Source organism: Streptomyces barringtoniae, from assembly GCF_020819595.1.
Classification (GTDB): Bacteria; Actinomycetota; Actinomycetes; order Streptomycetales; family Streptomycetaceae; genus Streptomyces; species Streptomyces barringtoniae.
The window spans coordinates 70,112-95,126 of record NZ_JAJHNP010000014.1 but is presented as its reverse complement, the minus strand read 5'-3'; the positions used below and the strand labels follow the sequence as shown (position 1 = coordinate 95,126).

The following is a 25,015-nucleotide window of genomic DNA, read 5'->3' as shown; positions in this document are numbered from 1 at the left end:
TCACAACTCCCTCACAAGGAGCAGGGGCGCCACGCGGTCGTAGCCGACGACCGGCCCGTCGCGGCACAGCAGGAGCGGACCGAGCTGGCAGTGGCCGCAGTGGCCGGTGGCGCAGTGCATGTTGCGTTCCAGGGACACCTGAATGCAGTGCGGGGCCAGGCCCCGGGTCACGAGGTCGCGTGCCGTGTGACGCATCATCACCTCAGGCCCGCACACCAACGCGCAGGTCCGTTCCGGGCGCAGTTCGAGGTGGTCCAGGAGCGTGGTGACCACGCCCACCGCGCCCTGCCAGCCCGGGGCGGGCCGGTCGACGGTCACCTCCACCCGGGCCCGACCGCGCCAGCTCTCCGCCTCTTCGCGGTAGATCAGGTCGGCAGGAGTGCGCGCGCCCAGCAGTACCGCGAGCGGACCGTACGCCGCCTGCCGGTCCAGGACGGCGTGGACGACCGGCCGCAACGGTGCCAGACCGATGCCTCCGGCGACGATCAGGACATCGTGGCCGGCCGCCGTTTCGAGGTCCCAGCCGGTGCCGTACGGCCCGCTGAGCCCGACGCTGTCACCGGGGCGCAGCCGGCAGAGGGCGGCGGAGACCGCACCCACCGCACGCACGGTGTGTACGAGCCCTCCGTGGCGGCCCTGCACGGCGCTGGCAGAGACGGGCACCTCACCGACCCCGAACGCGTAGATCATCGCGAACTGTCCTGGTGCGAAAGGCGGGAGTTTCCGTCCGGCCGGCACCAGCTCGATCGACCGGGTGTCGCCGGTCTCGTCCCAGGTGCCGGCGACCCGGTACGGCAGCGGGGGCATCACGGTGCTCATGGTGGCTCCGGCGCCGATGCCGACTTCCCGGACTGTGTCCAGTCGTGCAGTGCGGCCGCTTCCTCGGTGATGTCGATGCCGACGGGGCACCACACGATGCAGCGTCCGCAGCCCACGCAGCCGGACGACCCGAACTGGTCGTACCAGGTGCCGAGTTTGTGGGTCATCCACTGCCGGTAGCGGCTGCGGGAAGAGGCGCGGACCGGACCGCCGTGCAGCTGGGAGAAGTCCAGGTCGAAGCAGGAGTCCCACAGCCGCCACCGCTCCGCGTGGTCGCCGGTGAGGTCGGTGACGTCCTCGGTGGTGGTGCAGAAGCAGGTGGGGCACGCCATGGTGCAGTTGCCGCACGTCAGGCACCGCCCTGCGACGTCGTCCCAGCGGGGGGCGTCGAGGGTTCCGGCCATCAGCTCCCGCAGGTCCGCCTCCGGCATGGTCCGTCCCATGCGCTCCGCGGCGGCCGTGACGCCTGCGCGAGCCGTCTCCCGGGTTTCCGGGTCGGCCGGGCGGCCGGGCAGTTCGGCCAGGATCTCCGCGCCTTCCCGGCTGCCGCCGCGGACCCAGAAGCGGTGACCGTCCTCATCGACGACTTCCGTCATCACCAGGTCGTAGCCGGGACCGGCAGCGGGTCCGGTGCCCATCGAGACGCAGAAGCACGTGGCGCCGGGCTCCGTGCACTCGACCACGATCAGCAGGGCCCCGGAACGCCGCCCCTCGTAGCCGGGATCGCGGTGCGCCCCACCGGTCAGTACGCGGTCCTGGATGGCGATGGCCCTCAGATCGCAGGGGCGCACACCCAGGAACGCGTACCGAGGCGGCGTGGCCTGGTCGGCCGTGATGACCAGATCACCATCCACCTGGTCGGCGCTCCATTCCCGCACCCGTGCCGGGTGCAGGAAGGACTTCCACGACTGGGGACCCGCCGCGTTCGCGAAGGCCGCGCCGTCCGGCCGCTCCCGCAGCCGGTACCGCCCGGCTTCCAGCTCCACACCCCATCCGTACGGCAACTCGTCGGCCGACCGCAGCTCCGCCAGCACGATGGCGCCGTCCCGCGCGGTGGGCCCGACCACGGTGAACCCGCGTCGGATCAGCACGTCCACGAGCGCGGCCATACCGTCCTTGCCCATGACGAGCCCGTCGGACGCGGGCAGCTGGGAGGCATGCGCATCGGCGTCGGTGCTCATGACCGGCCTCCTTCGGCACAGCGGACGGCACGTGGAGCCCCGCCGTCCCTTCAGACCCACGATCGCAGCATTTCCGCTGTGGCGCGGCACCGACAGAGCCACGTGGACACGTACGCCGGGTCCATTGGTCCCGTTGACCGGAACCGGCAGTTGTGGTGACAGAGAGCAACTACGGGCAGGCGATCCGGAGCGGCCACGATCTCTCGCGGAGACGGACGGACCCAGGCCCTGCCTGGTCCAGCCGGAGACCAGATAGACCCCTGCGAGCGCGACGATCAGGCCCGCGCCTACCGACGGCGCCGGCAGGCACCAGCGGCCGGCGCGTCGCGGGACTGCGATCCCGTGACGTGCGGGACGGCGGCGCAGGTCGGCGCCGATGAGGCGCGGCAGGCGCCACAGGTAGGCGAGGACGTGCACGGCCATCACGGCGGCCCAGCAGATGAAGCCGGCCATGTGCAGCAGAAGCACCGGAAGAGGACCGGTGCCGCGCCCGAGCAGAGCCAGCGTCACTCCGGTGCCGAGGACGGCGACTCCCGTGGCGACAAGGGTGCGGAGTTGGCCCAGGAAGAGGATGGTGACGCCCTCGACGGCGAACAGGACCAACGGCACCGCACCGGTCGTGACGGCGGCGGTCCGTTCCGGCCACGCTCGCACCGAGGGCGGCGAGTGCGACGGGATGCGGTCGGCGGTCGGCCCTGGAACAGGAACGAACGTCCCCTGGCGCGTACTCGCAGTGCGGCGATGTCATGAAGAAGGACCGACCCGAGAGTCATCGCACCCGGCACCCGGGTATGCCAGGAATGACCGGTCCTCCCTCACGGCACGACTGCGTCGCTCGATCGCGGCGGGTGTGTCGCAGCGGCTCGAACCCGTCCTGCTGGCCGTGGCCGCAGCGGCCCTGATCGCTGGTGGCATCTCCTGGCTCATGGACGTCGGCGACTTGGCCGGCCTCTGCTGGGAAGTGGGCACCCTCTTTGCCCTCGTTCCCGCGGTGGGATGGGTGCTGGCCGCGCTGCGGCAGGGCCGCGCAGTGTGGACCTCATCGTCGGCCTCGCGCTCGGCGGCACTCTGGCCGTGCGCGAGTACCTTGCCGGTGCCCTGATCGCACTGATGCTGGCCACCGGCCGCGCCCTGGAGGCCGCAGCCCAGCGACGCGCCTCGCACGACCTGCGTACCTTGCTGGAACACGCACCACCCTCCGCACGCCGTCGCACTCGGTCTGGACGACGTACGCGCCGAGCTCTCCCCCGCCGACAAGGTCGCCGCCGTACGGGCGGAAGGCAAGCGCGCGGTGACGGTGATGGTGGGCGACGGCGTCAACGACGCGCCCGCCCTCGCTTCTGCAGATATCGGCATCGCCACGGGCGTACGCGGCTCCACGGTCTCATCCGAAGCGGCCGACATCATCCTGACCACCGATCGCGTCGACCGCCTCGCCGACGCCGTCGCCATCGCCCGACGCGCGCGGCGCATCGCCGCCCAGAGCGCCCTCGGCGGCATGCTGATGTCCCTGGCGGCCATGGCCGCGGCCGCTGTCGGACTGCTCCCGTCCGCAGCCGGCGCGCTGCTCCAGGAGGGCATCGACGTCACTGTCACCCTCAACGCCCTGCGCGCCCCGCGAGTCGGCCAGGCTGCGTGGCTGCCCCTCGCTCCCCCTGCCGAGGCCCTCATCCACCGTTTCGCCGCCGAACACGAAGGGCTTCAGGACGTCCTCGAATCCGTCCGCGACACCGTCGACCGACTCTCCGACTCCCCTGGCCCGCAGGGCCCTGGAAGCCGTCGAGGAGGCCCACCGGCTGCTCATCGAACGGCTCCTCCCGCACGAGTACGCCGAAGAGCACGAGCTGTACCCGGCCCTCGCGCCCACGCTCGGCGGACCCGAGGCCACCGCCGCCATGAGCCGTGCCCACACCGAAAGGGAACGTCTCTCCCGCCGCATCGCCACCCACCTGCAACTTGCGGGGGCCTCTCCCCCGAGTAAAAGGATGACGCGGATCTGAGCCGTCCGGCCGCCGACGGGGGCCCTTCGACCCAGTGCGGACGGGGCGAGCCGGGCGGATGGTCGAAAAGGGCCCGAGGGAAGGAGGGGCCGGCATGCCATGGGAGACCATCCGGAAGGACGTCGCGCTGCGCACCGCCCCCAATCTGCGCGACTAGGACAATGAGTGTGCGGGCTTTTCGTGGCAGGCGGCACGCCGCAGGCTGCAGGGACTGCCTGGTGGACGGGGACTGAACATCGCGCACGAGGCCGTGGACCGGCACGCGGCGTCGGAGCGGGCCACAGCGGTCGCGCTGCGCTGTGTGGGACGGGACGACTCCGTCACCTCGGTGACCTACGGGGAGCTGGCCCGCTCGACGGCACGGTTCGCCAACGTGCTCCGCGGCCTCGGTATCGGATACGGCGACCGGGTGGTGACGCTGCTGGGGCGCTGCCCCGAGTTGTACACCGTGGTCCTCGGCACGCTGAAGAACACCAGTGTCCTGTGCCCGCTGTTCTCCGCCTTCGGACCCGACCCGGTGTTCCAGCGCATGACGCTGGGCGACGCGCAGGTCCTGGTCACCACGGCGGACCTGTATCGCAGGAAGGTTGCGGCGCGACGCGGCGCACTCGCCGCCCTGCGCCACGTACTGATCGTCGGCGACGGGGCGGACGACCTGCCCGGCACCCTGTCCCTCACCGCGCTGATGGCCGACGCGGACGACACCTTCACGATCCGGCCGACCTCGCCGCACGACATGGCCCTGCTGCACTTCACGAGCGGCACGACCGGCATCCCCAAGGGTGCGGTGCACGTGCACGAGGCGGCCGTCGCCCACTACATGACCGCGTTGTACGCCCTCGACCTCCACGAGGACGACGTGTTCTGGTGCACCGCGGATCCGGGCTGGGTGACGGGCATGTCCTACGGAATCGTCGCCCCGCTCATGCACGGAGTGACGGTCGTGGTGGACGGGGGCGACTACGACGCCCGCCGCTGGTACCGGATCCTCGCCGAGCAGCGGGTGAGCGTCTGGTACACGGCACCGACGGCTCTGCGCATGCTGATGCGCACGACGCCGAGGACGGGGCCGTACGACCTGCCCCGCTCCTTCGACCTGAGTGCGCTGCGGTTCATCGCGTCGGTCGGCGAGCCGCTCAACCCGGAGGCGGTGGTGTGGGGGCGGGACGTGCTCGGGCTGCCGGTGCACGACAACTGGTGGCAGACCGAGACCGGCGCCATCATGATCGCCAACTTCGCCGGCTGCGACATCCGCCCCGGATCGATGGGGCGCCCGCTGCCCGGTGTGGAGGCGGCGGTGCTGCGGCGCGGGGAGGACGGCCGGGCCGGGGTCGTCGGCGGGCGCGTCACCGTACTGGAGGAGCCCGGCGTAGAGGGTGAGCTGGCGCTCCGGCCCGGCTGGCCGTCCATGTTCCGCGGCTATCTGCACGACGAGCCACGCAGTGCGGCGGCCTTCGCTGACGGCTGGTACCTCACCGGTGACCTGGTGCGGCGCGACGCCGACGGCTGGTACTGGTTCGTCGGCCGAGCCGACGACGTCATCAAATCGGCAGGACACCTCATCGGGCCGTTCGAGGTCGAGAGTGCTCTGATGGAGCATCCGGCGGTCGCCGAGTCCGGGGTCATCGGCCGCCCCGATCCCGTCGCCGGAAACATCGTCAAGGCGTTCGTCACGCTGCGGCCGGGTTTCGAGGCGTCCACCACCACGCGCCAGGATCTGCTGGCCTTCGCCAGGCGCCGGCTGGGCCCGGCGGTGGCGCCCCGCGAGATCGAATTCGACCAGCACCTGCCGCACACCCGCAGCGGCAAGGTCATGCGCCGCCTGCTGCGGGCCCGTGAACTCGGGCTGCCCGAGGGCGACATCTCCACCCTGGAGGACTCCGCCCCGCAGGCCGCCTCCGCGGCGAGGACGGAGCAGCCCGCATGACCACCACACGCAGCCCCCGCGCACCACGGCCCGCCGCCCGGCCGAACCGTCAGGACGCACATCGCCTGGCGCTGCTGGAGTCCATGCTGCGCGTCCGCCGGTTCGAGGAACGTTGTGTGCAGCTGTACAGCGCGGCGCGCATCCGGGGTTTCATGCACCTCTACATCGGCGAGGAAGCCGTGGCCGTCGGCGTCAACGAGGCACTCACGGACGACGACGCGGTCGTGTCGACGTACCGCGAACACGGGCACGCACTCGCCCGTGGCGTTCCGGCTGAGGCGATCATGGCGGAAATGTTCGGCAAGGTCACCGGCTGCAGCCGCGGCCGTGGTGGCTCGATGCACCTGTTCGACGCCGGCCGCCGCTTCTACGGCGGCAACGCGATCGTCGGCGGTGGGCTCCCCCTCGCGGCCGGTCTCGCCCTCGCCGACCGCATGACCGGCCAGGGCCGCGTCACCTGCTGCTTCTTCGGCGACGGCGCCTTCGCCGAGGGCGAGTTCCACGAGACCGCCAACCTCGCCGCGCTCTGGCAACTGCCCCTGCTGCTGGTCTGCGAGAACAACCTGTACGCGATGGGCACCGCTTTGGCCCGCCACCAGGCCCAGACGGACCTCGCGCTGCGCGCGGCCGCGTACGGCATGGTCTCCTGGGCCGTAGACGGCATGGACGTCTTCGCCGTCGAGGACGCCGCCCGGCGGGCCGCCGAAGGGGTGCGGGCCGGAACCGGGCCGCACTTCCTGGAGATGCGCACGTACCGCTTCCGCGCCCACTCCATGTACGACTCCGACCGCTACCGCGACAAGGCCGAGATCGAGCACTGGAAGGAACGCGACCCGGTGGAGGGGCTCGCGCGGCGGCTGCGGGATGCGAAGGAGCTGTCCGACAAGGCCCGCACCACCTTGGAGGATCGTCTGGCCGCCGAGATCGACGCAGCCGTGGAAGCGGCCGAACAGGCTCCGGAAGAGCCCGTCGAGGATCTGCTGAAGTACGTCACCAGCCCGGTGGAGGTGACCCGGCCATGACCACGACACACACGCGTGTCGCCGAAGCCACCGCGCCTTCCGACCGGAAGACGACGTACCGGGAGGCCATGCGCGAGGCCATGCGCGAGGCGCTGCGCAGCGACGAGCGGGTGTTCCTGATGGGCGAGGACGTCGGCCGGTACGGCGGCTGCTTCGGTGTCAGCCTCGGTCTGCTGGAGGAGTTCGGGCCCGAGCGGATCCGCGACGCCCCGTTGTCCGAGTCGGCGTTCGTCGGCGCCGGCATCGGTGCCGCCCTGGCGGGCATGCGGCCGATCGTCGAGATCATGACGGTCAACTTCAGCCTGCTGGCCCTCGACCAGATCCTCAACAACGCGGCGACCTTGTTGCACATGTCGGGCGGCCAACTGCCCGTACCGATCGTGATCCGGATGACCACGGGCGCGGGACGACAGCTCGCGGCTCAGCACTCGCACAGCCTCGAGGGCTGGTACGCGCACATCCCCGGCCTGCGTGTCCTGGCCCCGGCGACTCTCACCGACGCCCGCTACATGCTGGCCCCCGCGCTCGCCGACCCCGACCCGGTGCTGATCTTCGAGCACGGCAGCCTGTACAACGTCTCGGGCGACCTGCCCGCCGACGCAGGGCCGGTCGACATCGACCACGCGGCCGTCCGCCGGCCCGGCACGGACGTCTCGCTGATCGCGTACGGCGGGTCACTCCCCAAAGCGCTGGCCGCCGCCGGCGACCTCGCGAGCGGCGGCATCAGCGCCGAGGTCATCGATTTGCGCACGCTGCGCCCTCTGGACGACGCCACCGTCGGCGACTCGGTCGCGCGCACCCACCGTGCCGTCGTCGTCGACGAGGGCTGGCGCACCGGCAGCCTCGCCGCGGAGATCTCGGCGCGCCTCACGGAACAGCATTTCTACGACCTCGACGCCCCCGTAGAGCGGGTGTGCAGCGCCGAAGTGCCCATACCTTACGCACGCAGGCTGGAGGAGGCCGCGCTGCCTCAGGTCGACGGAATCGTCGCAGCCGCGCACCGCGCCGTGGGTGAACCAGTGCCGACCGGAGCCAACGGGGCGGAACGGCAACCGGTGACCGGAAGGTCGGGCTGAGATGACCGCGTTCACCATGCCCTCGCTCGGCGCGGACATGGACGAGGGGCTGCTGCAGGAGTGGCTCGTGAGTCCCGGGGACCGGGTGCACAAGGGCGATGTCATGGCGGTCGTGGAGACGGACAAGGCCGCCATAGAGGTCGAGTGCTTCGAGTCCGGGACGGTGGGGCGGCTGCTCGTCGAGCCCGGGACCCGGGTACCGGTGGGAACACCGCTCGCGCTGATCGAGGACCAAGCCGTGCCGGACGTGCGGGCGGGCGTCTCCGGCGGGCCGGTGACGGCCGGGGCGGAGCGGGTCCCGGCCTGGTCCGCCGAGCCGACCGGGGAGGCCGTCTTGAACAAGGCGCTGACGCGCGCGGCGGCCGACCAGGCACCGGCCGCACGGCACCAGCGTCCGGCGCCTCGGAAGAAGGCGGCCCGCAAGCCCGAGGCGACTCCGGAGCCGGCACTCGCCGCATCCCGGAAGGAGCCGACCGACGAGCACGTACCCGCGCCCCCGAAGCCGTCCGGTGGAGCCGACTCGGTGATCGGCGCCGGTCCGCTCGTACGGCACCTGGCCGTGCTGCGCGGTGTCGACCTGACGACACTGCACGGCACCGGCCGGGGCGGCCGGATCACACGTGCCGACGTGGAGCACGCCCAGCCGCCCCTCGCCCCGAGAGTGCGGGCCACCCCGTACGCGCGGCGCCTCGCCCAAGACCTCGGCGTCGACCTGGCGGCGGTGCGGGGCACCGGGGACGGCGGAGCCGTGCGGGCGGCGGACGTGCGTACGGCCATGCGCACCCTTGCCGGAGGAAGAGGAAGCGGACCCGAGCGACCCGATCGAGGCCCGCTGAACGGCGACCAGCATCCGGACGCCGCCGCACGAAGAGACAGCCGCCCGGAGGACCGTACGGACACCATGCGCCGTGCCATCGCCGACCTCATGAGCCGCTCCAAGCGGGAGATCCCGCACTACTACCTGTCCACCACCATCGACCTGACGGCGGCCGACGACTGGCTCCGCCGGGTCAACCGCGCTCGTACGCCCGCCGACCGACTCGTACCGGCGGCCCTGCTCCTGAAAGCCGCCGCCGTCGCGGCACGTGAGGTGCCGGCACTCAACGGCTACTGGCAGAACGGTGGATTCGTCCCCGCCTCCGAGATCAATGTGGGCATCGCGGTCTCACTCCGGCAGGGCGGACTGCTCGCCCCGGTGATCCACAACGCCGACACACTGCCGCCCGACGCCCTCATGACCCGTCTGAAGGAGCTGGTACAGCGAGCCCGTCGAGGGCGGCTGCGCGGGAGCGAGATGGCCGGCGCCACTCTGACCGTCACCAGCCTGGGCGACCAGGGCGTGGAGGCCGTGTTCGGGGTGATCCACCCGCCTCAGGTGGCCCTGGTGGGCTTCGGCGCGGTCGTCGAGCGGCCCTGGGCCGCGGGCGGCATGCTCGGAGTGCGTCCGGTGGTGACCGCGACCCTGGCCGCCGACCACCGGGCCACGGACGGCGCGGTGGGGGCGCGCTATCTCACGGCGGTCGACCGACTTCTGCAGAGACCGGAGGAGTTGTGAGTCAGATGAAGCCACTGAACGACGCGGAGGCCCTGTCGCTGATCAAGGAGTCGATCACGCAGATCATCCCCGACGCCGACTTCACTCTGGTCGAACCGGACGACAAGTTCCGCGATGTGCTCGAACTGGATTCGCTCGATTTCCTCAGCCTGGTCGAGCTGCTGTCCGAGCGGGTGGGCGTCCGTATCGGCGAAGAGGACTACCCGGACCTGACCACGCTGTCCGACACGACGCGGTTCCTGGTCGAAAGGACCGGCCAGGGATCATGACCACCTTGTGACACGCCGAGGCCGCGGCTGCCCGGTACGCCCCACGGCCACGTTCCTTCCGCGTTCACTCCCGCTGCAGCACCACTTTGAGGGCGCCTGTGCTGGTGCCGCGCGCGAACGCCTCATAGGCGTCTTCCATCCGGTCGAGGCCGAACGTGTGGGTGACCAACGGGGAGACGGGCAGATGGCCGAACCTCAACAGTTCCAGCAGCCACGGCGTGGAGGACGTGTCGACCTGGCCCGTGCTGATCGTCACGTTCTTGCGCCAGAGGGACTCCAGATGCAGTGACACCGGTTTGCCGTGGGTGCCGATGTTGGCGATGTGCCCTCCCGTGCGGACGGCGCGCGTGCAGAGCACGAAACCGTCCGGGGCGCCGGACGCCTCGATGACCACGTCGGCCCCCGGCCCCTCGGACAGGTCGGCGATCATGGTTCCTGGCGATTCGGCGGCATCCGCCCCCACACGCTTGGCGTTCTCCAGCCGAGCGCCGGCCAGGTCGACGACGATGATCCTGCGAGGCGAGTAGAGCCGGGCAACGACCACCGTGGCGAGACCGACGGGGCCGGCGCCCACCACGACGACGGTGTCTCCCGGGCCGACGTGTCCGTTGCGGACCCCGACCTCGTAGGCGGTGGGGAGGAGCTCGGCGAGCAGTACGGCGTCAACGGGTGGAAGGTCCGGGGGCCGTCGGGTGGTGGAGTGATCGGCGAACGGCACACGCACCAGTTCGGCCTGGGTGCCGTTGATCAGACTGCCCAGGATCCATCCGCCACCCCCACGGCACTGTCCGTACCTGCCGTCGCGGCACTCCGCGCAGTCACCGCAGGCAGAGACGGACGACACGATCACCTGATCGCCGGGGCGCAGGTGGTGGACCTGCTCACCGACGTCGACGACCTCGCCGACGGCCTCGTGACCGAGGACCGTCCCCGGCTTCACCTCGGGGAAGTCGCCCCGCCGTATGTGCAGATCGGTGCCGCAGACGGTCGTTGCGTCGACCCGGACGATCGCGTCGGTCGCCTCCTCGATCACCGGATCGGGGACGGTGTCCCAGGAGGTGTGTTCCGGGCCGTGGTAGACGAGCGCTCGCACCGCGTTTACTCCCTCGCTCCCCCACCTCCACGGTCACCCCCGCACCGCACCCGGGCAACACGGCCACTCGCAACAGCTCAGTCCGGCTCCATGTACGGGCGGCGGAAGACCGGTGCCTGACCGCTGCCCCACGGGCATACGGCCGCCAGCGCCTGGGCCACCGCGGACTCCAGCGCGCCACTGGTGTCGACCGGGACGGCCTCGGGCCACGGCGGCTCCTTGGCAGCCATGGCGGTGGCGATGCCGAGACCGGCGTCGGAGACGCCCGGGGCGCGCGTGCTCAGGCGAGCCGCCGACAGCTCGCCCGGCACCTGGCAGTGGAGGGCCACCAGGTCGGCGCTGGTTCGGTCGGCCAGGCGCAGAGCTGCTTCGCGCTGTGCGGCGTCGGACCAGGTGGCGTCGAGGACCACCGATTCACCGGAGGAAAGCAGTGCGGCCGCGCGGTCGAGCAGCGCGGCGTAGGTCCTGGCCGTCCATTCGGGCGTGTACAGCCCTTCGCCGTAGCCCGCCGCGGCGGACTGCTCCGCCGGGATGCCCGCCAGTTCCTTGCGCATGCGGTCACTGCTGAGCAGGGTGACCCCCAGCCGGTCGGCCAGGGCTCCGGAGAGGGTGGACTTCCCGCTGCCCGGCAGTCCGCCGACGAGGGTGAGGCCGACAGCGGAGGTGCGCAGGTGGCGCAGTGCCATGGAGGCGAGCCGCCGCGCCGCGGCTTCGGCGCCGGGCGCGCCCTGCCGGGCCTGGATCACCGAGACCTTGGCCCGGACGAAGGCGCGGTAGGCGACGTAGTGGTGCCACAGAGACGAGGGCGCGGGATCCCCGGAGTATTCGCCGTACCGGGCGAGGAAGTACGCCGCGGCCTCCCGGGCCCCGAGCTGTTCCAGGTCCATGGCAAGGAAGGCGGCGTCGTCGAGGCCGTCGACGTAGCGGAGGCGGTCGTCGAACTCCAGGCAGTCCAGGACCCGGGGACCGTCGTCGAGGCAGAAGACGTCCTCGGCGAGCAGGTCGCCATGGCCGTCGATCACCCGCCCCTGCTCGATACGGGCGTCGAACAACCGCTTGCGACCTGCGAGATAGCGGCGCACCAGCCCCTCGATCTCCGTCAGGCAGTCGGGCACGGCGCCGTCCGCGGCCAGTGTCTGGACCTGCGAGAAGCTCGCCTCCCATCGTGCCGACAGCGCATCCCGCGTGCCCTGCTCGTCCACGTCGCGGCCACGGGGCGCGTGCGCGTGCCATGCCGCCAGTTGCCGGGCGACGGTGCGAAGGACGTCGTCCACAACAGCCCCCGCCCTTACGAGATGGGAGAGGCGGCGCTCCTCCGGCATGCGACGCATCACCACGAGTGGTTCAGGTGACTCCCCATCGGGACTGCGGAACTCACCGAGCCCCACGTAGACGTCGGGGGCGAACCGGCGGTTGAGGGCTATTTCGCGCTCGCATGCGGCTCGGCGGCCAGCGACCGTGGTGTAGTCCAGGAATCCCAGATCGACCGGCTTCTTGAGCTTGTAGGCTCGGTCGCCGACGAAGAACAGCGTCGCGGTGTGGGTCTCGCACACCGCAGCGCGCGACAGCGGCTCCCCGTCGTGCGGAGCACTCGGCCGCAGAGCGGACACGTCGGCACGCGGCTCGTGGTGACCGGGCTCAGTCATGAGGAACCACGGCGACCGGGCAGCGTCCATGATGGACGGCGGCCTGCGCCACCGGACCGAGGTGGGGCGCCAGACCGGTACGGTGCCGGCGTCGGCCGACGACCAGCAGTGAGGCGCCCTCCGCGGCTCGTACGACGGCCTTGGCGGGGCTTTCGAGACGGATGCTGTCGGCCACGTCCACCTGCGGGTACTTCTCCCGCCACGGCTGCAGCGCTCTGCTCACCTGCTCGTGCGCGTCCCGGGTCGTCTCCTCGCTGAAGCCGTGGTCCACTCCCCAGGGCGTACGTGCGCTGAGCGGCACGCTGCGGCCGTGGACGACGAGGACAGGAACGTCCCTGGCCGCAGCGGTATGAAAGGCGAAATCGAGTAGGTCGTCCGACGATCCGTGCAGTTTCAGGGCCACAACGACACGGCTCGCCGCCGTGGCTGGTCTCCCCTCGTCCCGGAGTTCGGCGCGCACCAGCACCACGGGCCGCTCGGCCCGTGCCACAACGGGCATGCTGACGTCCCCGAGGAAGTAGCTCTCGACGGGCTCGAGTCCTCGGGAGCCCAGGACGACCATCTCCGACTCGGAGGCCGCTTGGAGCAGGGCGTGCTGGGCGTCGTCGGCGACCAGGTTCCTGCCGATGGCCAGGCCCGGGTGGCCTGTCCGGAGTTCCGCCTGCACTGTGTCGACAAGATGCTTCGCCCAGTAGTTCTGATCGAGTTCCGCGGGAAGACGAGCCGGTTCCGGGGCAAGCATCGGCCACGCGTGCAGTAGCCGGAGAGTGAGCTTTCGCCTCCCGGCCTCATCGGCGGCCCAACGGGCGGCGGCGAGACTCTCGGGCGAGCCGTCGAGGCCCACGGTGACGACTGGTTGCATGGCGGCGGTCTCCGTCTCGTAAGAAGCTGGAAGGGACGGCGAACGAGTCCGATCGTGTGAACGGTCCGGACATCGCCTGCATACCGGGAGCGGCGAGTTTCTCCCCTTCGAGGATCTCCCGGTCCTCGCCACGGCGCATGTGGACCTCGGGGGCGGGCGCGAAAGCGGGGCGGGCGGCAGGAGAGGAGACAGGCGCGGTGACGATTCCCCTGGTGGTGGGCGTCGACGGATCCGAGACGAGCCTTGAGGCCGTCGACTGGGCCGCCGACGAGGCGGCCCGGCACGGGATCCCGCTCCACCTGCTGCACGCGGCGGCCGGTGAACAGGAGGCGTCCGCCGTGATCAGCGCTGCCTCGGCGCGCGCCAGAGAGGGCGCTCCAGCGGTGCGGTTGTCCAGCGAGGTGTCGCACGATGACGCGGCCTCCGCCCTGGTCGGCAAGGGGCGTAATGCCTTCGCGCTGGTACTGGGGAACAGGGGACTCGGAGATCTTTCCGGCATGCTCCTCGGCTCGGTCAGCCTCGCCGTGGCCGCACGCGCCGACTGCCCGGTGGTCGTGGTCCGCGGCAGTTCGGAGCACCGCGCTGCCCGGTTCGGAAGCGTCGTCGTGGGTGTCGAGGACGGGGAGGGCAGCGGCACGGCCGTGGACTTCGCGGTGCGCGAGGCCCAAGTGCGGCGCTGCCGACTCGAGGCCGTGCACGCCTGGAGCGCACCGTCCGGTGCCTGTACGACACCACAGGCACCCTCGTGGCAGTTGGAGGCCCACCGGCGTCCCCCGGCGCAGGTGCTCGACGACGCTCTGCGCCGGCCTGCGGAAAGGTACGGCGACGCCGCGGTGAGCCGGCGCTTGATCGAGAAACCGGCGCGCCAGGCGCTGTTGGAGGCCGCGTCGACCGCAGATCTGCTGATCGTGGGTGCTCGGCGACGACTTGGGCATCCGGGGCTGCAACTCGGCCTGATCAACCACGCACTGCTGCATCACGCGCCGTGTCCCGTGGCCGTCGTACCCCAGATGTGACCGCCGCAGAACCTGGCCGCAGCACCGGCTTCCAGGGCCCGGCGGTGGCCCGGAACCTTCGGCTCGGCACAGCATCCGGCAGATCGCCGGACAACCCCGGTGAATCCCAGTCGTTTTACGGGGTCCCAGTAGGTGTGTCCCGGGCGCCGTCCGTCCGGGACGTGATCTGTGCGGTGACCGAGACCACGCCGTCGACGCCCCGGCACAACTGCTCGATGACGGGGATCAGACTCCTGTGCTCCACGGTGCCCGCAAGGGCGACCCGCCCGTCGCGGACCTCCGCGGTCACGTCCCTCGGATCGAGCCCCAAGGTGCGCCGCAGAACGTCTCCGGTGATCTCCTCGCGAATGGCCTCGTCACGGCGCAGGAAGACCCGCAGCAGATCACCGCGACTGACGATGCCCAGCAGCCGATCGGCCTCGTCGACAACGGGCAGGCGTTTGACGTTCTGGGTTTCCATGAGGCGGGCGGCCTCGACCACGGTCCATTCGGGCCGCGCGCACACCGCGGGAGCGGACATCAGTTCCTCGGCCCGGGACCCCTCGGCTTTGGCCCGCTCCCAGGCCTCCAGATGCGGAATGGGGGTCCTACCGGTCGGGTCGGCCTGGTCGGCGCTCTTGCGCAGTAGATCGGCCTCGGACACCACGCCCATCGGACGGCCGAGCTCGTCCACCACGGGTACGGCGGTGACGTCGTTCTCCTCCAGCAGCCTGACGAGCTCCTTGAACGGCGTGTCGGGCCGTGCCCGGACGACATCCCGGGACATGAGCTCCTCGACTGTTCGGTGATGCATGGTGCCTCCCGGGTGCGGGACACCCACCTCGCGGATACGAGGCCGCCGCCCCGTGCGGCAGTGCGGCCCGCGTGGCAGGTTGGATACAGCACCATTCTGAGGAGAGGGCGGCGATCATGCGAGCGCACCTCGGCGACCACCTCGTCATCGAGAGGCCGGCGGCCGGCGACGCCAGGCGCGTCGGCGAGATCGTCGGACTCCCCCACGACGACGGCACACCCCCTACGACGTGCGCTGGTCCGACACCCACGACATGACGCTGGTGTTTCCCGGGCCGGACGCCCACATCCGCCATCTCGAGTACGAGCAGCCCCCCCGGGGGGCGGGCGAGGCGCCGCCGGCAACCGGCGAGGCGGCGACCGCGTCCACGATGACCAGGCCGGCCGGGACGGGCAGTCCAGGTGACGTCGGCCGGCGCGCGGCCGTCGAACGCCGTAGGCGGGGTCTCAGCCGGGAGGAGACGGTCGGCCGCGCGCGAATGTCGCCCTACTACTGGCCTACCCGGAGCAACAGCCCGCCGATCCGGCCTTGGCGACGCTCATCAGACCGGCCGACGCGCTGGGCACCTCGGTCGCCGCACTGCGTGGCGGAGGCATGGATCTCCCGCCCGGTCAGGGCCACGCACTGCTGCACCCCCGGCTTCGGGACGCGGATCGCGGTGTCGACGGCCGACGGCCGCACGGCGGTCGTCCCGGTCAACTACGCATGCGTCGATGACGCCATCATCTTCCGGACCGCGCCCGAATCCGTGACGGCGGCGGCAGCGGAGAGGGAGGTCGCCTTCGAGGTCGACCACGTGGACGACGCCCTGAGCCAGAGCCGGAGCGTGCTCGCCGTCGCACCGGCACGTGTGGTACCGGACCCCGAGGCGGTACGCAGGCTCGCCCAACGCGCGCACACCACGCAGTGGGCGGGCGGCGAGCGCGGGAATGTGGGTGTCGATCGAACCCACCAACCACACGGGCCGCCGGATCACCCCTGCCGATCAGTAGCCGGTCATGGCCCGGACGCAGGGCTGTCCGGTCCGAAACCCTCGCCGCGCAGTCGTGATTCGACGCCCACCACGCCCTCCAACCCGCTCACGAGGCGCTCGGCGACCCAGATGAGCGAGGTGTCGTGGACGGGCCCGCGGAGCCTGACGACGCCGTCCCGCACGGACACGTGAATGGCGTGGGCGTGCAGGGGGAACAGGTAGGACACCACCGTACGGCGGACCTCCTCCTCGATGTCCTCGTCCGACCGCAGGAAGACCCGCAACAGGTCGCCACGACTGACGATGCCGCGCAATCCGTCCTCGGCACCGACGACGGGGAGCCGTTTGACGTGGTGCACGGCCATGAGGCGCGCTGCCCGGGCCAGGGTGTCGTTCGGGCGGACCGTGACAGCGGGCGCGCTCATCACCTCCTCAGCGGTCACACCTTCCGCCTTGGCCAGGTCGGACCGCAGTCGCATGCGCTCGGAGCGGGTGGGCCGGCGATCCCGGAACTCCTCCTTGGGCAGCAGGTCGGCCTCGGACACCACGCCGACGACCCGCCCTTCGCCGTTCACGACCGGCACGGCACTCACGTGCCGCTCGTCCATGACCCGCACGATCTCCTTGAACGGCGCGTCGCGCCCGACGGCGACCGCGGGCGTGGTCATCACATCGTTCACGATGTGCGCAACAGTGACGGGCATGTCTCGGTCCTCGAAAGGCGGCCGGGGAACCCGGCTCGGCCGATGCCTCAAGCATCACCATGACCTGACAGGTCGCAAACCGGCCGGAGAGCCGCCCTGGCAACGGGACCCGGTGGCGTGTCGCGGCGCCGGGCAGGCAGTGCGACGGTATTCACAGGAGGACCTCGGCAGCCGGGCGAGAAGGCGGTGACGGCTATGGAACTCCCACTGGTCGTGGGCGTCGACGGATCGGACTCCAGTCTGGCAGCGGTCGACTGGGCCGTGGACGAGGCGGCACGGCACGGTCTGCCCCTCCATCTCGTCCATGCCTCTCTCTGGGAGCTGTACGAGGGAGCCCAACCGTCCTTCAGCACCGACCGTCCGGCCGAGGAGGTCATGGCGGAGCACATCGTCGCGTCGTGCGTGGAACGGGCCCGGCGACGCAATCCCGAGGTCAATGTGTCCGGCAAGGCGCTGCCGGAGGACGCCGTATCCGCGCTGCTACGGACGGCGCCCGAGGCGTTCGCCCTGGTCACGGGGTCACGTGGGCGCGGCGAGATCGCCGGGATGCTGCTGGGATCCGTCAGCCTCGCGGTCGCGGCCCGCGCCGTCTGCCCGGTCGTCGTCATCCGGGGCGCGGAAGCCAACCGCCGGGGAGCCTACGGCCGCGTGGTGGTGGGGGTCGGTGACGCGTCCGGTGGTGCGGCGGCCGTACGGTTCGCCGTCCGGGAAGCCGAGGTGCGCGGCTGTGCCCTGACAGCCGTACGGGCCTGGCGCAATCCGTCACAAGAACCCGTGGACCACATGCTGATCGCTGACGACGCCGCCCGGCTCCGCGAGGAGCGGGCCGCGACCAGCCTCGAAGACGCCCTGCGCGAGGCGGTACGAGAGCACCCTCAGGTCGATGTCCGTCGCGAGGCGGTCGAGGGCACCGCCCACCGGGTCCTCCTGCGGGAATCGGCCGAAGCGGACCTGATCGTCGTCGGTGCCCAGCGCCGGCACGGCCACTTCGGTCTGCAGCTCGGCCGGGTCGGCCACACCCTGCTGCACCACTCCGACTGCCCGGTCGCCGTCGTCCCCCAGCCGGTCTGAGGCCCGCCGCGGGCACCTGGGCCGGCACAGCCCGCGAAGGAGAGGGAAAGGTGGCGGATGTCGGAGTGGACTTGGGAGTGGACGGGATACGATCCCGCCGCCGAGCAGCTGCGTGAGTCCCTCTGCACACTGGGCAACGGCTACTTCGCCACACGCGGCGCACTGCCGGAACACCGGGCCGGCCTGGTGCACTATCCAGGCACCTATGCAGCGGGGTGCTACAACCGCCTGGAGTCGGCCGTGGCGGGGCGGCAGGTCGTGAACGAAGACGTGGTCAACCTCCCCAACTGGCTCTTTCTCCGGTTCCGGGCGCGCTGCACGGACGGGACGTGGAGCCCGTGGTTCTCCCCCGGCACGCACACCCTCCTGGACCACCGGCACACCCTGGATCTGCGCCGAGGCACACTCGCACGGTCCTCCCGCCACCGGAAGGACGAACTGGGTGTGCTCCACGTCGAGCAGACCCGCCTGGTGCACATGGAGGACCCGCACCTGGCCGCACTGCGGACGGTACTCACGGCCGAGGACTGGACCGGCCAGATCGAGATCGAAAGCTCTCTGGACGGCGATGTCATCAACGGCAATGTGCACCGCTATCGCGCACTCGACCGCCACCACCTGAACCACGTGCGAACCGGTGCGCACGAGCCCCACACCATCTGGCTGAGCTGCCGGACCGGCACTTCGGACATCACCGTCGCCCTGGCAGCCCGGACGACGGTCCGTGCGGACGAGGCTCCGGCCTCATCGGTGCTTCGGCCCGCCCGCCACCGTGCCGTCCACCGTCTGGTCGTCCCGATCACCCGCGGCAGGCCCGTCACCGTGGACAAGACGGTGGCACTGCACACCTCGCGGGACACAGCGATCAGCGATCCCCTCGGCGAGGCCACCGAGCGGGTGTCCGTGGCGGCGGACTTCCCGGCCTTGCTCGACTCCCATGTCGCAGCCTGGGAGCGGCTGTGGCGACGCACGGACGTACAGGTGCCCGGAGAGGCCGGCCGCATCCTGCGCTTCCATCTCTTCCACGTCCTGCAGACGCTGTCACCGCACACGGCGGAGCTGGATGTGGGCGTCCCGGCCCGGGGCCTGCACGGCGAGGCGTACCGGGGTCATGTGTTCTGGGACGAGCTCTTCGTCCTCCCCTATCTGAACCTGCACCTTCCGGAGGTGTCCCGGGCGCTGCTGAACTATCGCCACCGACGCCTCCCTCGGGCCTGCGCGGCGGCGAGCGCAGCCGGCAGGGCCGGGGCGATGTATCCGTGGCAGAGCGGCAGCAACGGGCGTGAGGAGTCCCAGGAATGGCATCTCAACCCCGCCTCGGGCCGCTGGCTGCCGGACCACTCGCGCCTCCAGCACCACGTGGGTTCGGCGATCGCCTACAACGTCTGGCAGTACTGCGAGGCCACCGGTGACACGGAGTACCTGCACACCAAAGGCGCGGAAATGCTGTTGCAGATCGCCCGCTTCTGGGTGGACCTGGCAGTCTTCGACCATGACACGCGCCGCTACCGGATCCGCGGCGTCGTCGGCCCCGACGAGTACCACGACGGCTATGCCGGTGCCGCGAAGCCCGGGCTGGACGACAACGCGTACACCAACGTCACCGCCGCCTGGGTCCTCACCCGCGCTCTGGAACTCGTGCGGCGCCTTCCCGCATGGCGGCGCGAGGAACTGTTCCAACGGATCCGGCTGAGCACCGACGCGCTGCCGGAGTGGGAGGAGGTCTCCAGACGCCTGCGGGTGCCCTTCCACCAAGGCGTCATCAGCCAGTTCGAGGGCTACGACGACCTCACCGAACTCGACTGGGACGCCTACCGCGCCCGCTACGGCACCATCCGGCGGCTGGACCGCGTTCTCGAGGCCGAGGGCGACACGGTCAACCGCTACAAGGCGTCCAAGCAGGCCGATGTCCTCATGCTCGGCTACCTGTTCTCGCCCACGGAACTGCGTGGTCTGTTCCGGCGTCTCGGGTACCACCTGGATGACGAGATCTGGCGCAGCACCGTCGACTACTACCTCCAGCGCACCAGCCACGGCTCGACCCTCAGCGAACTCGTCCACGGCCTGGTCCTCGCCAGAGCCAGACGGGCCGACGCATGGCAGTACGTCCATGAAGCCCTGGAGGCGGATATCGCCGACATCCAGGGCGGCACCACGGGCGAAGGCATCCACCTCGGCGCCATGGCCGGAACCCTCGACCTGATCCAGCGCGGCCTGACGGGACTGGAGACACGCGAGGACGCCCTCTGGCTGGACCCGGTGCCTCTCCCAGCCCTGTCCGAGTACGGATTCTCGCTCCACTACCGCGGTCACTGGGGTGTCGGCGTGCGCCGCCGAAGCGGGCAACTGGAGATCGCCGTACCCGACTCGGAAGAGTCGGCGATCCGCGTGGTGCTGGCCGACCGAGCAGTGACCATCGCCCCGGGCGAGACGTGCACGCTCCTTCTGCCGAAGGACTGACGCTGCGGCGGTCGCCGGCTCGGCCGCCGTTGGGATCTCCACTCACAGTACGTTCTCCGTGGGGCCCGCCGCGTCGTGCCGAGTGGGGTGGCGGGGAGCTCGACGCACCGGTATGCAGGGTGATGGCGAGCCAGCGCCCTCAGGCCGGCAGCCGGACAAGCGACGTCGAAGACCCAGTTCAGCAGCACGAACGCGAACGGTCGAAGCCACGGCCGCAGGCCGGGGTGCAGACCGCGGGCCTGTGCGACCAGCCGGGAGAGTGCCTCCTGGCCTGCTGGACGCGGCGGGAGCGCGTCCCGGCACTCGTCCAGACTCGCCCCACCGCGTGACGGAAGCCCGAGAAGCGGTATCGCCAGCGCACCGGCCACCACCAGCACGGCGGCCGCGAGTACCTGTTCCACACCCCTGCGGCGCAGCTGCCGGAAGACCCAGGCCGAGAACGCCGCCCTCCGGGCAACGCACCCGCGACGGCGTGGGCGGCCACCACGATCTCCGTCGTGCGCCGCGGGCTCCAACGGATCCCGCCCGCCCCGAGCAGCCAGCGGTGCATGACGGCGAAACACACGATCGACAGCACCTGGCACACCACGGCGCCCGCCATCGGTAGCGGGTGTACTCCCGCGATGAGGTGGTGGGCCTGTGTCAGTTCACGCCGCAGCAGGATTGCGATGAGGACCACTGCCGCCGCCAGGAGAACGGTCACCGACCACCACAGCGGGCCTGGTCGCGCGGGACGACCCTCCGCCCACCGCTTCGGGATCCCGCCACCCGGACATCGGCCATCACTCCCGCCAGGCAGCGTGAGGGTCCGGATGCCGAAGGTACGCGACGAGTTGGGCCGGCACAGCGCGCCTCGCCGAGGTCACCCGGCGCCGCAGACCCGGTCCCCCGGGCTCTTCCCTGACATACTCGATGGATCACAGACACGGCCGCCCGGCGACACCTTGCTGGTGCCAGCCGGGTTGTCGTGCGCTCCGCTGCCCGCACCGGTCGGCACATGCCCCAGCTGCCCGTCTTGGTCCGCGCCGCAGTCGGCACCATCGCCGGTGCACAGGTCGGGTCCTGGACTGCCGCCGCTCCGGCCGCCGTTCCAGGCCAGCATCGCCCTGCTGCCGGCCTGGACCGGGACAGCGGCTTCCCGCGGAATCCGGCGATGATCGGGAACCCTCTACGGCAGACCCCTGCCGCTGGTGCGGACCACTCACCGAGTGACGTCCAGTTCCGTGTACATCCCGGCCGCGTAGTGACCCGGGACATTGCACAGCAGCTCATAGTGGCCCGGCCGCAGCGTCACCGTGGTCCAGGCGGCCGCACCGGAGGCGATGCCGTCCCCAGCGCCACTGCCACAGGTGCGGGACGCCTCGCCGAGACTGCCTGCTTCCGACACCCGACCGTCGGAGCCGATGGCACGTTGTCCCGCGGCCTGCCCCGTCGGCATCGGCAACACGATCACCTCGTGTGTGAGGGTTCCCGCATTGACTACCCGCACTGTGACCTTTCCCGCCGGAACGGTCGTGGGGTGGGCTACCAGGCGCATCATGCTCATGCCGTACCAACCTGGGTGGCCGTTGTTCGGCGCAGGCCAGTTCGGGCCCCACATCATGCGTCCCGTGTCCCACACGGTCACGTCGACCGCACTGCCTGTCGCGGTCGGCGCGGCGCATCGGGCGCCCTGCGCTCGCCAGGACGCCGGTCCCGCCCTGTGAAAGGCGCCGGACGCAGCCATCAGACTTGTCGTGGCGACGCCCAGCACCAGGGCCGCCGCGGCGATGGCGATCGCCGCCCAGACCCCTCGGCGGCCATGCGCGTTCATCGGTGCTCCCGAAGCAGCGCGAGCCGGCGTTTGTAGTCGTCCTCGTCGATCTCCCCGCGTGCGAACCGCTCGGCGAGCAGGTGCTCGGCCCGCCGGTCCTGCCACTCGCCGTCGCCGGGCGGTGGAGGCGAGCCCGGTTGCTGATGACGGGCACCGGCGAGGTAGCGCACGAGTGCGACGAGGCCAACGATCAGGACGGCCCAGAACAGCACCATGAACACCGTCATGATGATCCAGCCGCCCCATCCGCCGCCGTACCACATCATGCCGATCACTTCCCTCGGCTGATTGCTCCCGCGCTACCAGGATGGATCAGTGAGACCTCAACCGCGCTGGGCCACAGTTCCCGGATGCAGGGCCGGGGGACCCAACACCCCATCGGACTCCGCCGTTCGCAGCTGTGTGGAAACGCTTCGCAGAGCACGACGTGCCACCCAGGCCGTTCACCACCCTGGGCTTGGCCGTCACCTTCACCCACTTCGCAGCCACCCTCGCCGGCGGCCGGTTCTCGTAACCGGTGCGGACGTCGACGGCCCGACGAACGGGTGGCGACGGTCACTCCTTGCCTCGGACCACCGCGACGGAGCAGTGCGCATGATGCAGCAGGGCCTGGCTGACCGAGCCGAGCAGCAGGCCGGTGAAGCCACCGCGGCCGCGCGCACCGGCCACGACCAGCTGCGCGTCGTGACTGGCTTCGATCAGGGCCGGGCGGATCCGGGAGCGCACCAGGCGCCGCTCCACAGCGACCTGGGGGTAGCGCGTCTGCCACGGAGACAGGGTCTCGTCCAGCAGCTGCTGCTCCTCCTCGCGGAGCCGGTCGATGTCGACCACCATGTTCAGCGGGTCACCCGGCCCCTCGTAGGGCCGTTCGCTCCAGGTGTTCCACACGTGCAGGGCCAGCAGGTCCGCACCGCGCATCGACGCCTCGGCGAAGGCGAACTCGACGGCGCGTTCGCCCGCCGAGGAGCCGTCCACCGCCAGTAGTACGGGACTGGTCGGGTTCGGCCTGCCTCGTACCACCAGCACCGGGCAGTGGCCATACGCGGCCAGATGCACGGCAGTGGAACCGAGGAGCAGGCTGCCGAACGCGCCCAGCCCGCGGCTGCCCACCACGACGAGCGAGGCGGTTCGCGACTCGATCTCCAGCACCATCAGCGGCTCGCCGACGGTGACCTCGCGTGTGATGTCCACACGTGGCGCGACCTCGCGTGCCCGTTTTTCGGCCTCGGCCAGAGTGCCGTCCACCAGCTCTCGCACCCCCGCCCTGGCAGGACTCCAAGGAGACCCACCAGGCGGTGGATGGATCGACGGCCACCCGAAGGCGTGCACCAGCCGCAGGCCGACCCCGCTCAACACCGCCTCGTGTGCCGCCGTCTCGACCGCGTCCAGGCTGGACGGTGAGCCGTCGACTCCCACTACGACCGGTTTCGCCATGCCGCGCCTCCTCGCCAGGCCGGCTTTGCGGCCGCCTGCCCGGCTTCGTCCATCCTCCGCCACTGTGCCGCGCAGCGCATCGGACCCGATGGCCTTCCCGGCACCTTCGAGACAGCGGTGCCGTACGCGTCCGTGGACGTGCTCCCGGGCGCCGCCGTACCACCGCTGTCGCGGTAACCACCCCCTTCCTGATCACGGGCAGTAATCACCCGGAAGGCTCAGCAGACACGGCATGGGTGCACCCGAACGGCTCCCATGAGGAAGGGGCGCTGTCACCCAAGAGGCCCCCGGAGGAGGAAGTCGTGTTCCGCCACTCGATACGTACGTTCCTGGTGAGTCTGTGCGCGCTGACGGCGGCATCGCAGGCGGCCCCCGCCCTGGCCCTCGCCGCCCCGGCCAGCCCCCACCCGCAGTTTCAAGCCGCCCGGGCTCTTCGAGCGCAGACGCTCTCGGACCTCAACACCGCCATCAAGGGCGAGGCGTTCGCCTACGCCTCCTACAGCCTCTTCGGCACTCAAGCCGACGGCGCTGCCCACGTTGCCGTCGGCCGGCTCTTCCGGACCACGGCGCAGACCGAGTTGAACGAGCACCTGCACGAGGCGGCCACGCTGGCCGGTCTGGTCGGCACGAACGCGGCCAACCTGCGCCAGGCCATCAACGGGGAGACGTACGAGAACCAGGTCATGTACCGCGGTTTCGCGGCGGAGGCCCGGCAGGACGGGGATGCGAAGGCCGCCGAACTGTTCACGGAGATAGCCGCCGACGAGGGCCGCCACCGCGACGCCTTCCGCACGGCACTCGCAGCCGTGACCTCCGGCCACGGCACCGTACCGGCGCCAAGCGCCGCCAGGACCGTCGCAGTACCCGCCGGGCTGCCGCAGGTGCGTGCCGCCCGCACGAAAGCCAACCTGGACACCGCGATGCACGGCGAAGCCCTGGCCTACGCCAAGTACATGAATTTCGCAGCGCACGCCAAGCAGTCCGGGAATTCCGCGCTGGCCCGCCTGTGGGAGGGGACGGCCGCCGTCGAGCTGCACGAGCACTTCGCCGGTGAGGCGGTCCTGGCCGGACGGGTGGGCACCACGAAGGAGAACCTGGACAAGGCCATTACCGGGGAACGTTCCGAGGCGACCACCCTCTACCCCGGATTCGCCAAGCAGGCGACCGCCGTCGGTGACACCGCTGCCGCCAACTTCTTCCGCAACACCGCCGCGGACGAGGCCCGGCACGCCGCCGCCTTCCAGTCGGCGCTGAACCGGCTGCGCTGAGCGCCGCCCCCTGGCCCGCCCCGAACTGCCTGC

Annotated in this window: 19 protein-coding genes and 3 pseudogenes; 12 read left to right on the top strand and 10 right to left on the bottom strand. The window is 71.1% G+C overall.

All coding sequences use genetic code 11. From position 1 onward, the window contains the following. Positions 1 to 819, bottom strand: a complete 819-nt coding sequence (locus LMU33_RS24945) for an FAD/NAD(P)-binding protein (RefSeq protein WP_228622842.1) — start codon at positions 817 to 819, stop codon at positions 1 to 3. Then, the gene (locus LMU33_RS24940) at positions 816 to 2,000 is read right to left on the bottom strand and encodes a 4Fe-4S dicluster domain-containing protein (protein ID WP_228622952.1); all 1,185 of its coding nucleotides are present in this window, start codon (positions 1,998 to 2,000) and stop codon (positions 816 to 818) included. The genes LMU33_RS24945 and LMU33_RS24940 overlap by 4 nt, the downstream gene beginning before the upstream one ends. An 850-nt stretch (positions 2,001 to 2,850) precedes the next feature. Here LMU33_RS24940 and LMU33_RS24935 point away from each other — a divergent pair. From LMU33_RS24935 to LMU33_RS24895, 7 genes and pseudogenes are all read left to right on the top strand, one after another. Beyond that, positions 2,851 to 3,102 (top strand): hypothetical protein, encoded by a 252-nt coding sequence (locus LMU33_RS24935; RefSeq protein WP_228622841.1) that lies wholly within the window; start codon positions 2,851 to 2,853, stop codon positions 3,100 to 3,102. A 111-nt stretch (positions 3,103 to 3,213) separates the two neighbouring features. Continuing rightward, positions 3,214 to 3,967: pseudogene (locus LMU33_RS42220) on the top strand (hemerythrin domain-containing protein); the annotation flags it as partial. Between the two features lie 205 nt (positions 3,968 to 4,172). Continuing rightward, positions 4,173 to 5,927 (top strand): annotated as a pseudogene (gene acsA / locus LMU33_RS24915) (acetate--CoA ligase); the annotation flags it as partial. Next, on the top strand, positions 5,924 to 6,949 hold the full coding sequence (gene pdhA / locus LMU33_RS24910; RefSeq protein WP_228622839.1) for a pyruvate dehydrogenase (acetyl-transferring) E1 component subunit alpha: 1,026 nt from the start codon (positions 5,924 to 5,926) through the stop codon (positions 6,947 to 6,949). The pseudogene acsA and the gene pdhA, both read left to right, overlap by 4 nt. Continuing rightward, positions 6,946 to 8,025, top strand: coding sequence for an alpha-ketoacid dehydrogenase subunit beta (locus LMU33_RS24905; RefSeq protein WP_228622838.1), 1,080 nt, complete (start codon positions 6,946 to 6,948; stop codon positions 8,023 to 8,025). Before pdhA ends, LMU33_RS24905 begins: the two co-directional genes overlap by 4 nt. A gap of 1 nt (position 8,026) precedes the next feature. After that, complete coding sequence (locus LMU33_RS24900) at positions 8,027 to 9,580, top strand: dihydrolipoamide acetyltransferase family protein (RefSeq protein WP_228622837.1); 1,554 nt, start codon at positions 8,027 to 8,029, stop codon at positions 9,578 to 9,580. Positions 9,581 to 9,585: 5 nt separating this feature from the next. Further along, positions 9,586 to 9,849, top strand: a complete 264-nt coding sequence (locus tag LMU33_RS24895; protein WP_228622836.1) for an acyl carrier protein — start codon at positions 9,586 to 9,588, stop codon at positions 9,847 to 9,849. Between the two features lie 64 nt (positions 9,850 to 9,913). On the opposite strand, the gene LMU33_RS24890 is transcribed toward LMU33_RS24895, so the two are convergent. From LMU33_RS24890 to LMU33_RS24880, 3 genes are all read right to left on the bottom strand, one after another. Then, positions 9,914 to 10,942, bottom strand: a complete 1,029-nt coding sequence (locus LMU33_RS24890) for an alcohol dehydrogenase catalytic domain-containing protein (RefSeq protein WP_228622835.1) — start codon at positions 10,940 to 10,942, stop codon at positions 9,914 to 9,916. Between the two features lie 77 nt (positions 10,943 to 11,019). Beyond that, the gene (locus LMU33_RS24885) at positions 11,020 to 12,588 is read right to left on the bottom strand and encodes a bifunctional aminoglycoside phosphotransferase/ATP-binding protein (RefSeq protein ID WP_249814208.1); all 1,569 of its coding nucleotides are present in this window, start codon (positions 12,586 to 12,588) and stop codon (positions 11,020 to 11,022) included. After that, positions 12,581 to 13,450 carry a universal stress protein gene (locus LMU33_RS24880; protein ID WP_228622834.1) on the bottom strand — a complete coding sequence of 290 codons (870 nt, stop codon included), beginning with the start codon at positions 13,448 to 13,450 and terminating at the stop codon, positions 12,581 to 12,583. Before LMU33_RS24880 ends, LMU33_RS24885 begins: the two co-directional genes overlap by 8 nt. 197 nt (positions 13,451 to 13,647) lie before the next feature. On the opposite strand from LMU33_RS24880, the gene LMU33_RS24875 reads away from it, so the two are divergent. Then, positions 13,648 to 14,466, top strand: a complete 819-nt coding sequence (locus tag LMU33_RS24875) for a universal stress protein (protein WP_228622833.1) — start codon at positions 13,648 to 13,650, stop codon at positions 14,464 to 14,466. A gap of 115 nt (positions 14,467 to 14,581) precedes the next feature. Here the strand turns inward: LMU33_RS24875 and LMU33_RS24870 are convergent, their stop codons facing one another. After that, positions 14,582 to 15,259: a CBS domain-containing protein gene (locus LMU33_RS24870; protein ID WP_228622832.1), complete on the bottom strand. Its 678-nt coding sequence runs from the start codon at positions 15,257 to 15,259 to the stop codon at positions 14,582 to 14,584. 116 nt (positions 15,260 to 15,375) lie between these two features. Here LMU33_RS24870 and LMU33_RS24865 point away from each other — a divergent pair. Beyond that, positions 15,376 to 16,251: pseudogene (locus LMU33_RS24865) on the top strand (DUF1918 domain-containing protein). A 4-nt stretch (positions 16,252 to 16,255) separates the two neighbouring features. On the opposite strand, the gene LMU33_RS24860 reads toward LMU33_RS24865, so the two are convergent. Next, on the bottom strand, positions 16,256 to 16,936 hold the full coding sequence (locus LMU33_RS24860) for a CBS domain-containing protein (protein WP_228622831.1): 681 nt from the start codon (positions 16,934 to 16,936) through the stop codon (positions 16,256 to 16,258). A 195-nt stretch (positions 16,937 to 17,131) separates the two neighbouring features. Between LMU33_RS24860 and LMU33_RS24855 the strand changes: the two genes are divergently transcribed. Together LMU33_RS24855 and LMU33_RS24850 are read left to right on the top strand one after the other, a co-directional pair. Further along, a complete protein-coding gene (locus LMU33_RS24855) occupies positions 17,132 to 18,007 on the top strand; it encodes a universal stress protein (RefSeq protein WP_228622830.1) in 876 nt (291 codons plus the stop codon). Positions 18,008 to 18,064: 57 nt separating this feature from the next. Beyond that, the gene (locus LMU33_RS24850) at positions 18,065 to 20,467 is read left to right on the top strand and encodes a glycoside hydrolase family 65 protein (RefSeq protein ID WP_228622829.1); all 2,403 of its coding nucleotides are present in this window, start codon (positions 18,065 to 18,067) and stop codon (positions 20,465 to 20,467) included. A 1,201-nt stretch (positions 20,468 to 21,668) separates the two neighbouring features. Here LMU33_RS24850 and LMU33_RS24845 read toward each other — a convergent pair. The 3 genes from LMU33_RS24845 to LMU33_RS24835 all read right to left on the bottom strand — a co-directional run bounded on the left by LMU33_RS24845 (position 21,669) and on the right by LMU33_RS24835 (position 23,714). Next, a complete protein-coding gene (locus tag LMU33_RS24845; protein WP_228622828.1) occupies positions 21,669 to 22,280 on the bottom strand; it encodes a sulfocyanin-like copper-binding protein in 612 nt (203 codons plus the stop codon). Next, positions 22,277 to 22,546, bottom strand: coding sequence for an SHOCT domain-containing protein (locus LMU33_RS24840; protein ID WP_228622827.1), 270 nt, complete (start codon positions 22,544 to 22,546; stop codon positions 22,277 to 22,279). The genes LMU33_RS24845 and LMU33_RS24840 overlap by 4 nt, the downstream gene beginning before the upstream one ends. Before the next feature lie 289 nt (positions 22,547 to 22,835). Further along, positions 22,836 to 23,714, bottom strand: a complete 879-nt coding sequence (locus LMU33_RS24835; protein ID WP_228622826.1) for a universal stress protein — start codon at positions 23,712 to 23,714, stop codon at positions 22,836 to 22,838. A gap of 302 nt (positions 23,715 to 24,016) precedes the next feature. Here LMU33_RS24835 and LMU33_RS24830 point away from each other — a divergent pair, with 302 nt between their 5' ends. Next, positions 24,017 to 24,982 carry a ferritin family protein gene (locus tag LMU33_RS24830; protein WP_228622825.1) on the top strand — a complete coding sequence of 322 codons (966 nt, stop codon included), beginning with the start codon at positions 24,017 to 24,019 and terminating at the stop codon, positions 24,980 to 24,982. Positions 24,983 to 25,015: the final 33 nt, after the last annotated feature.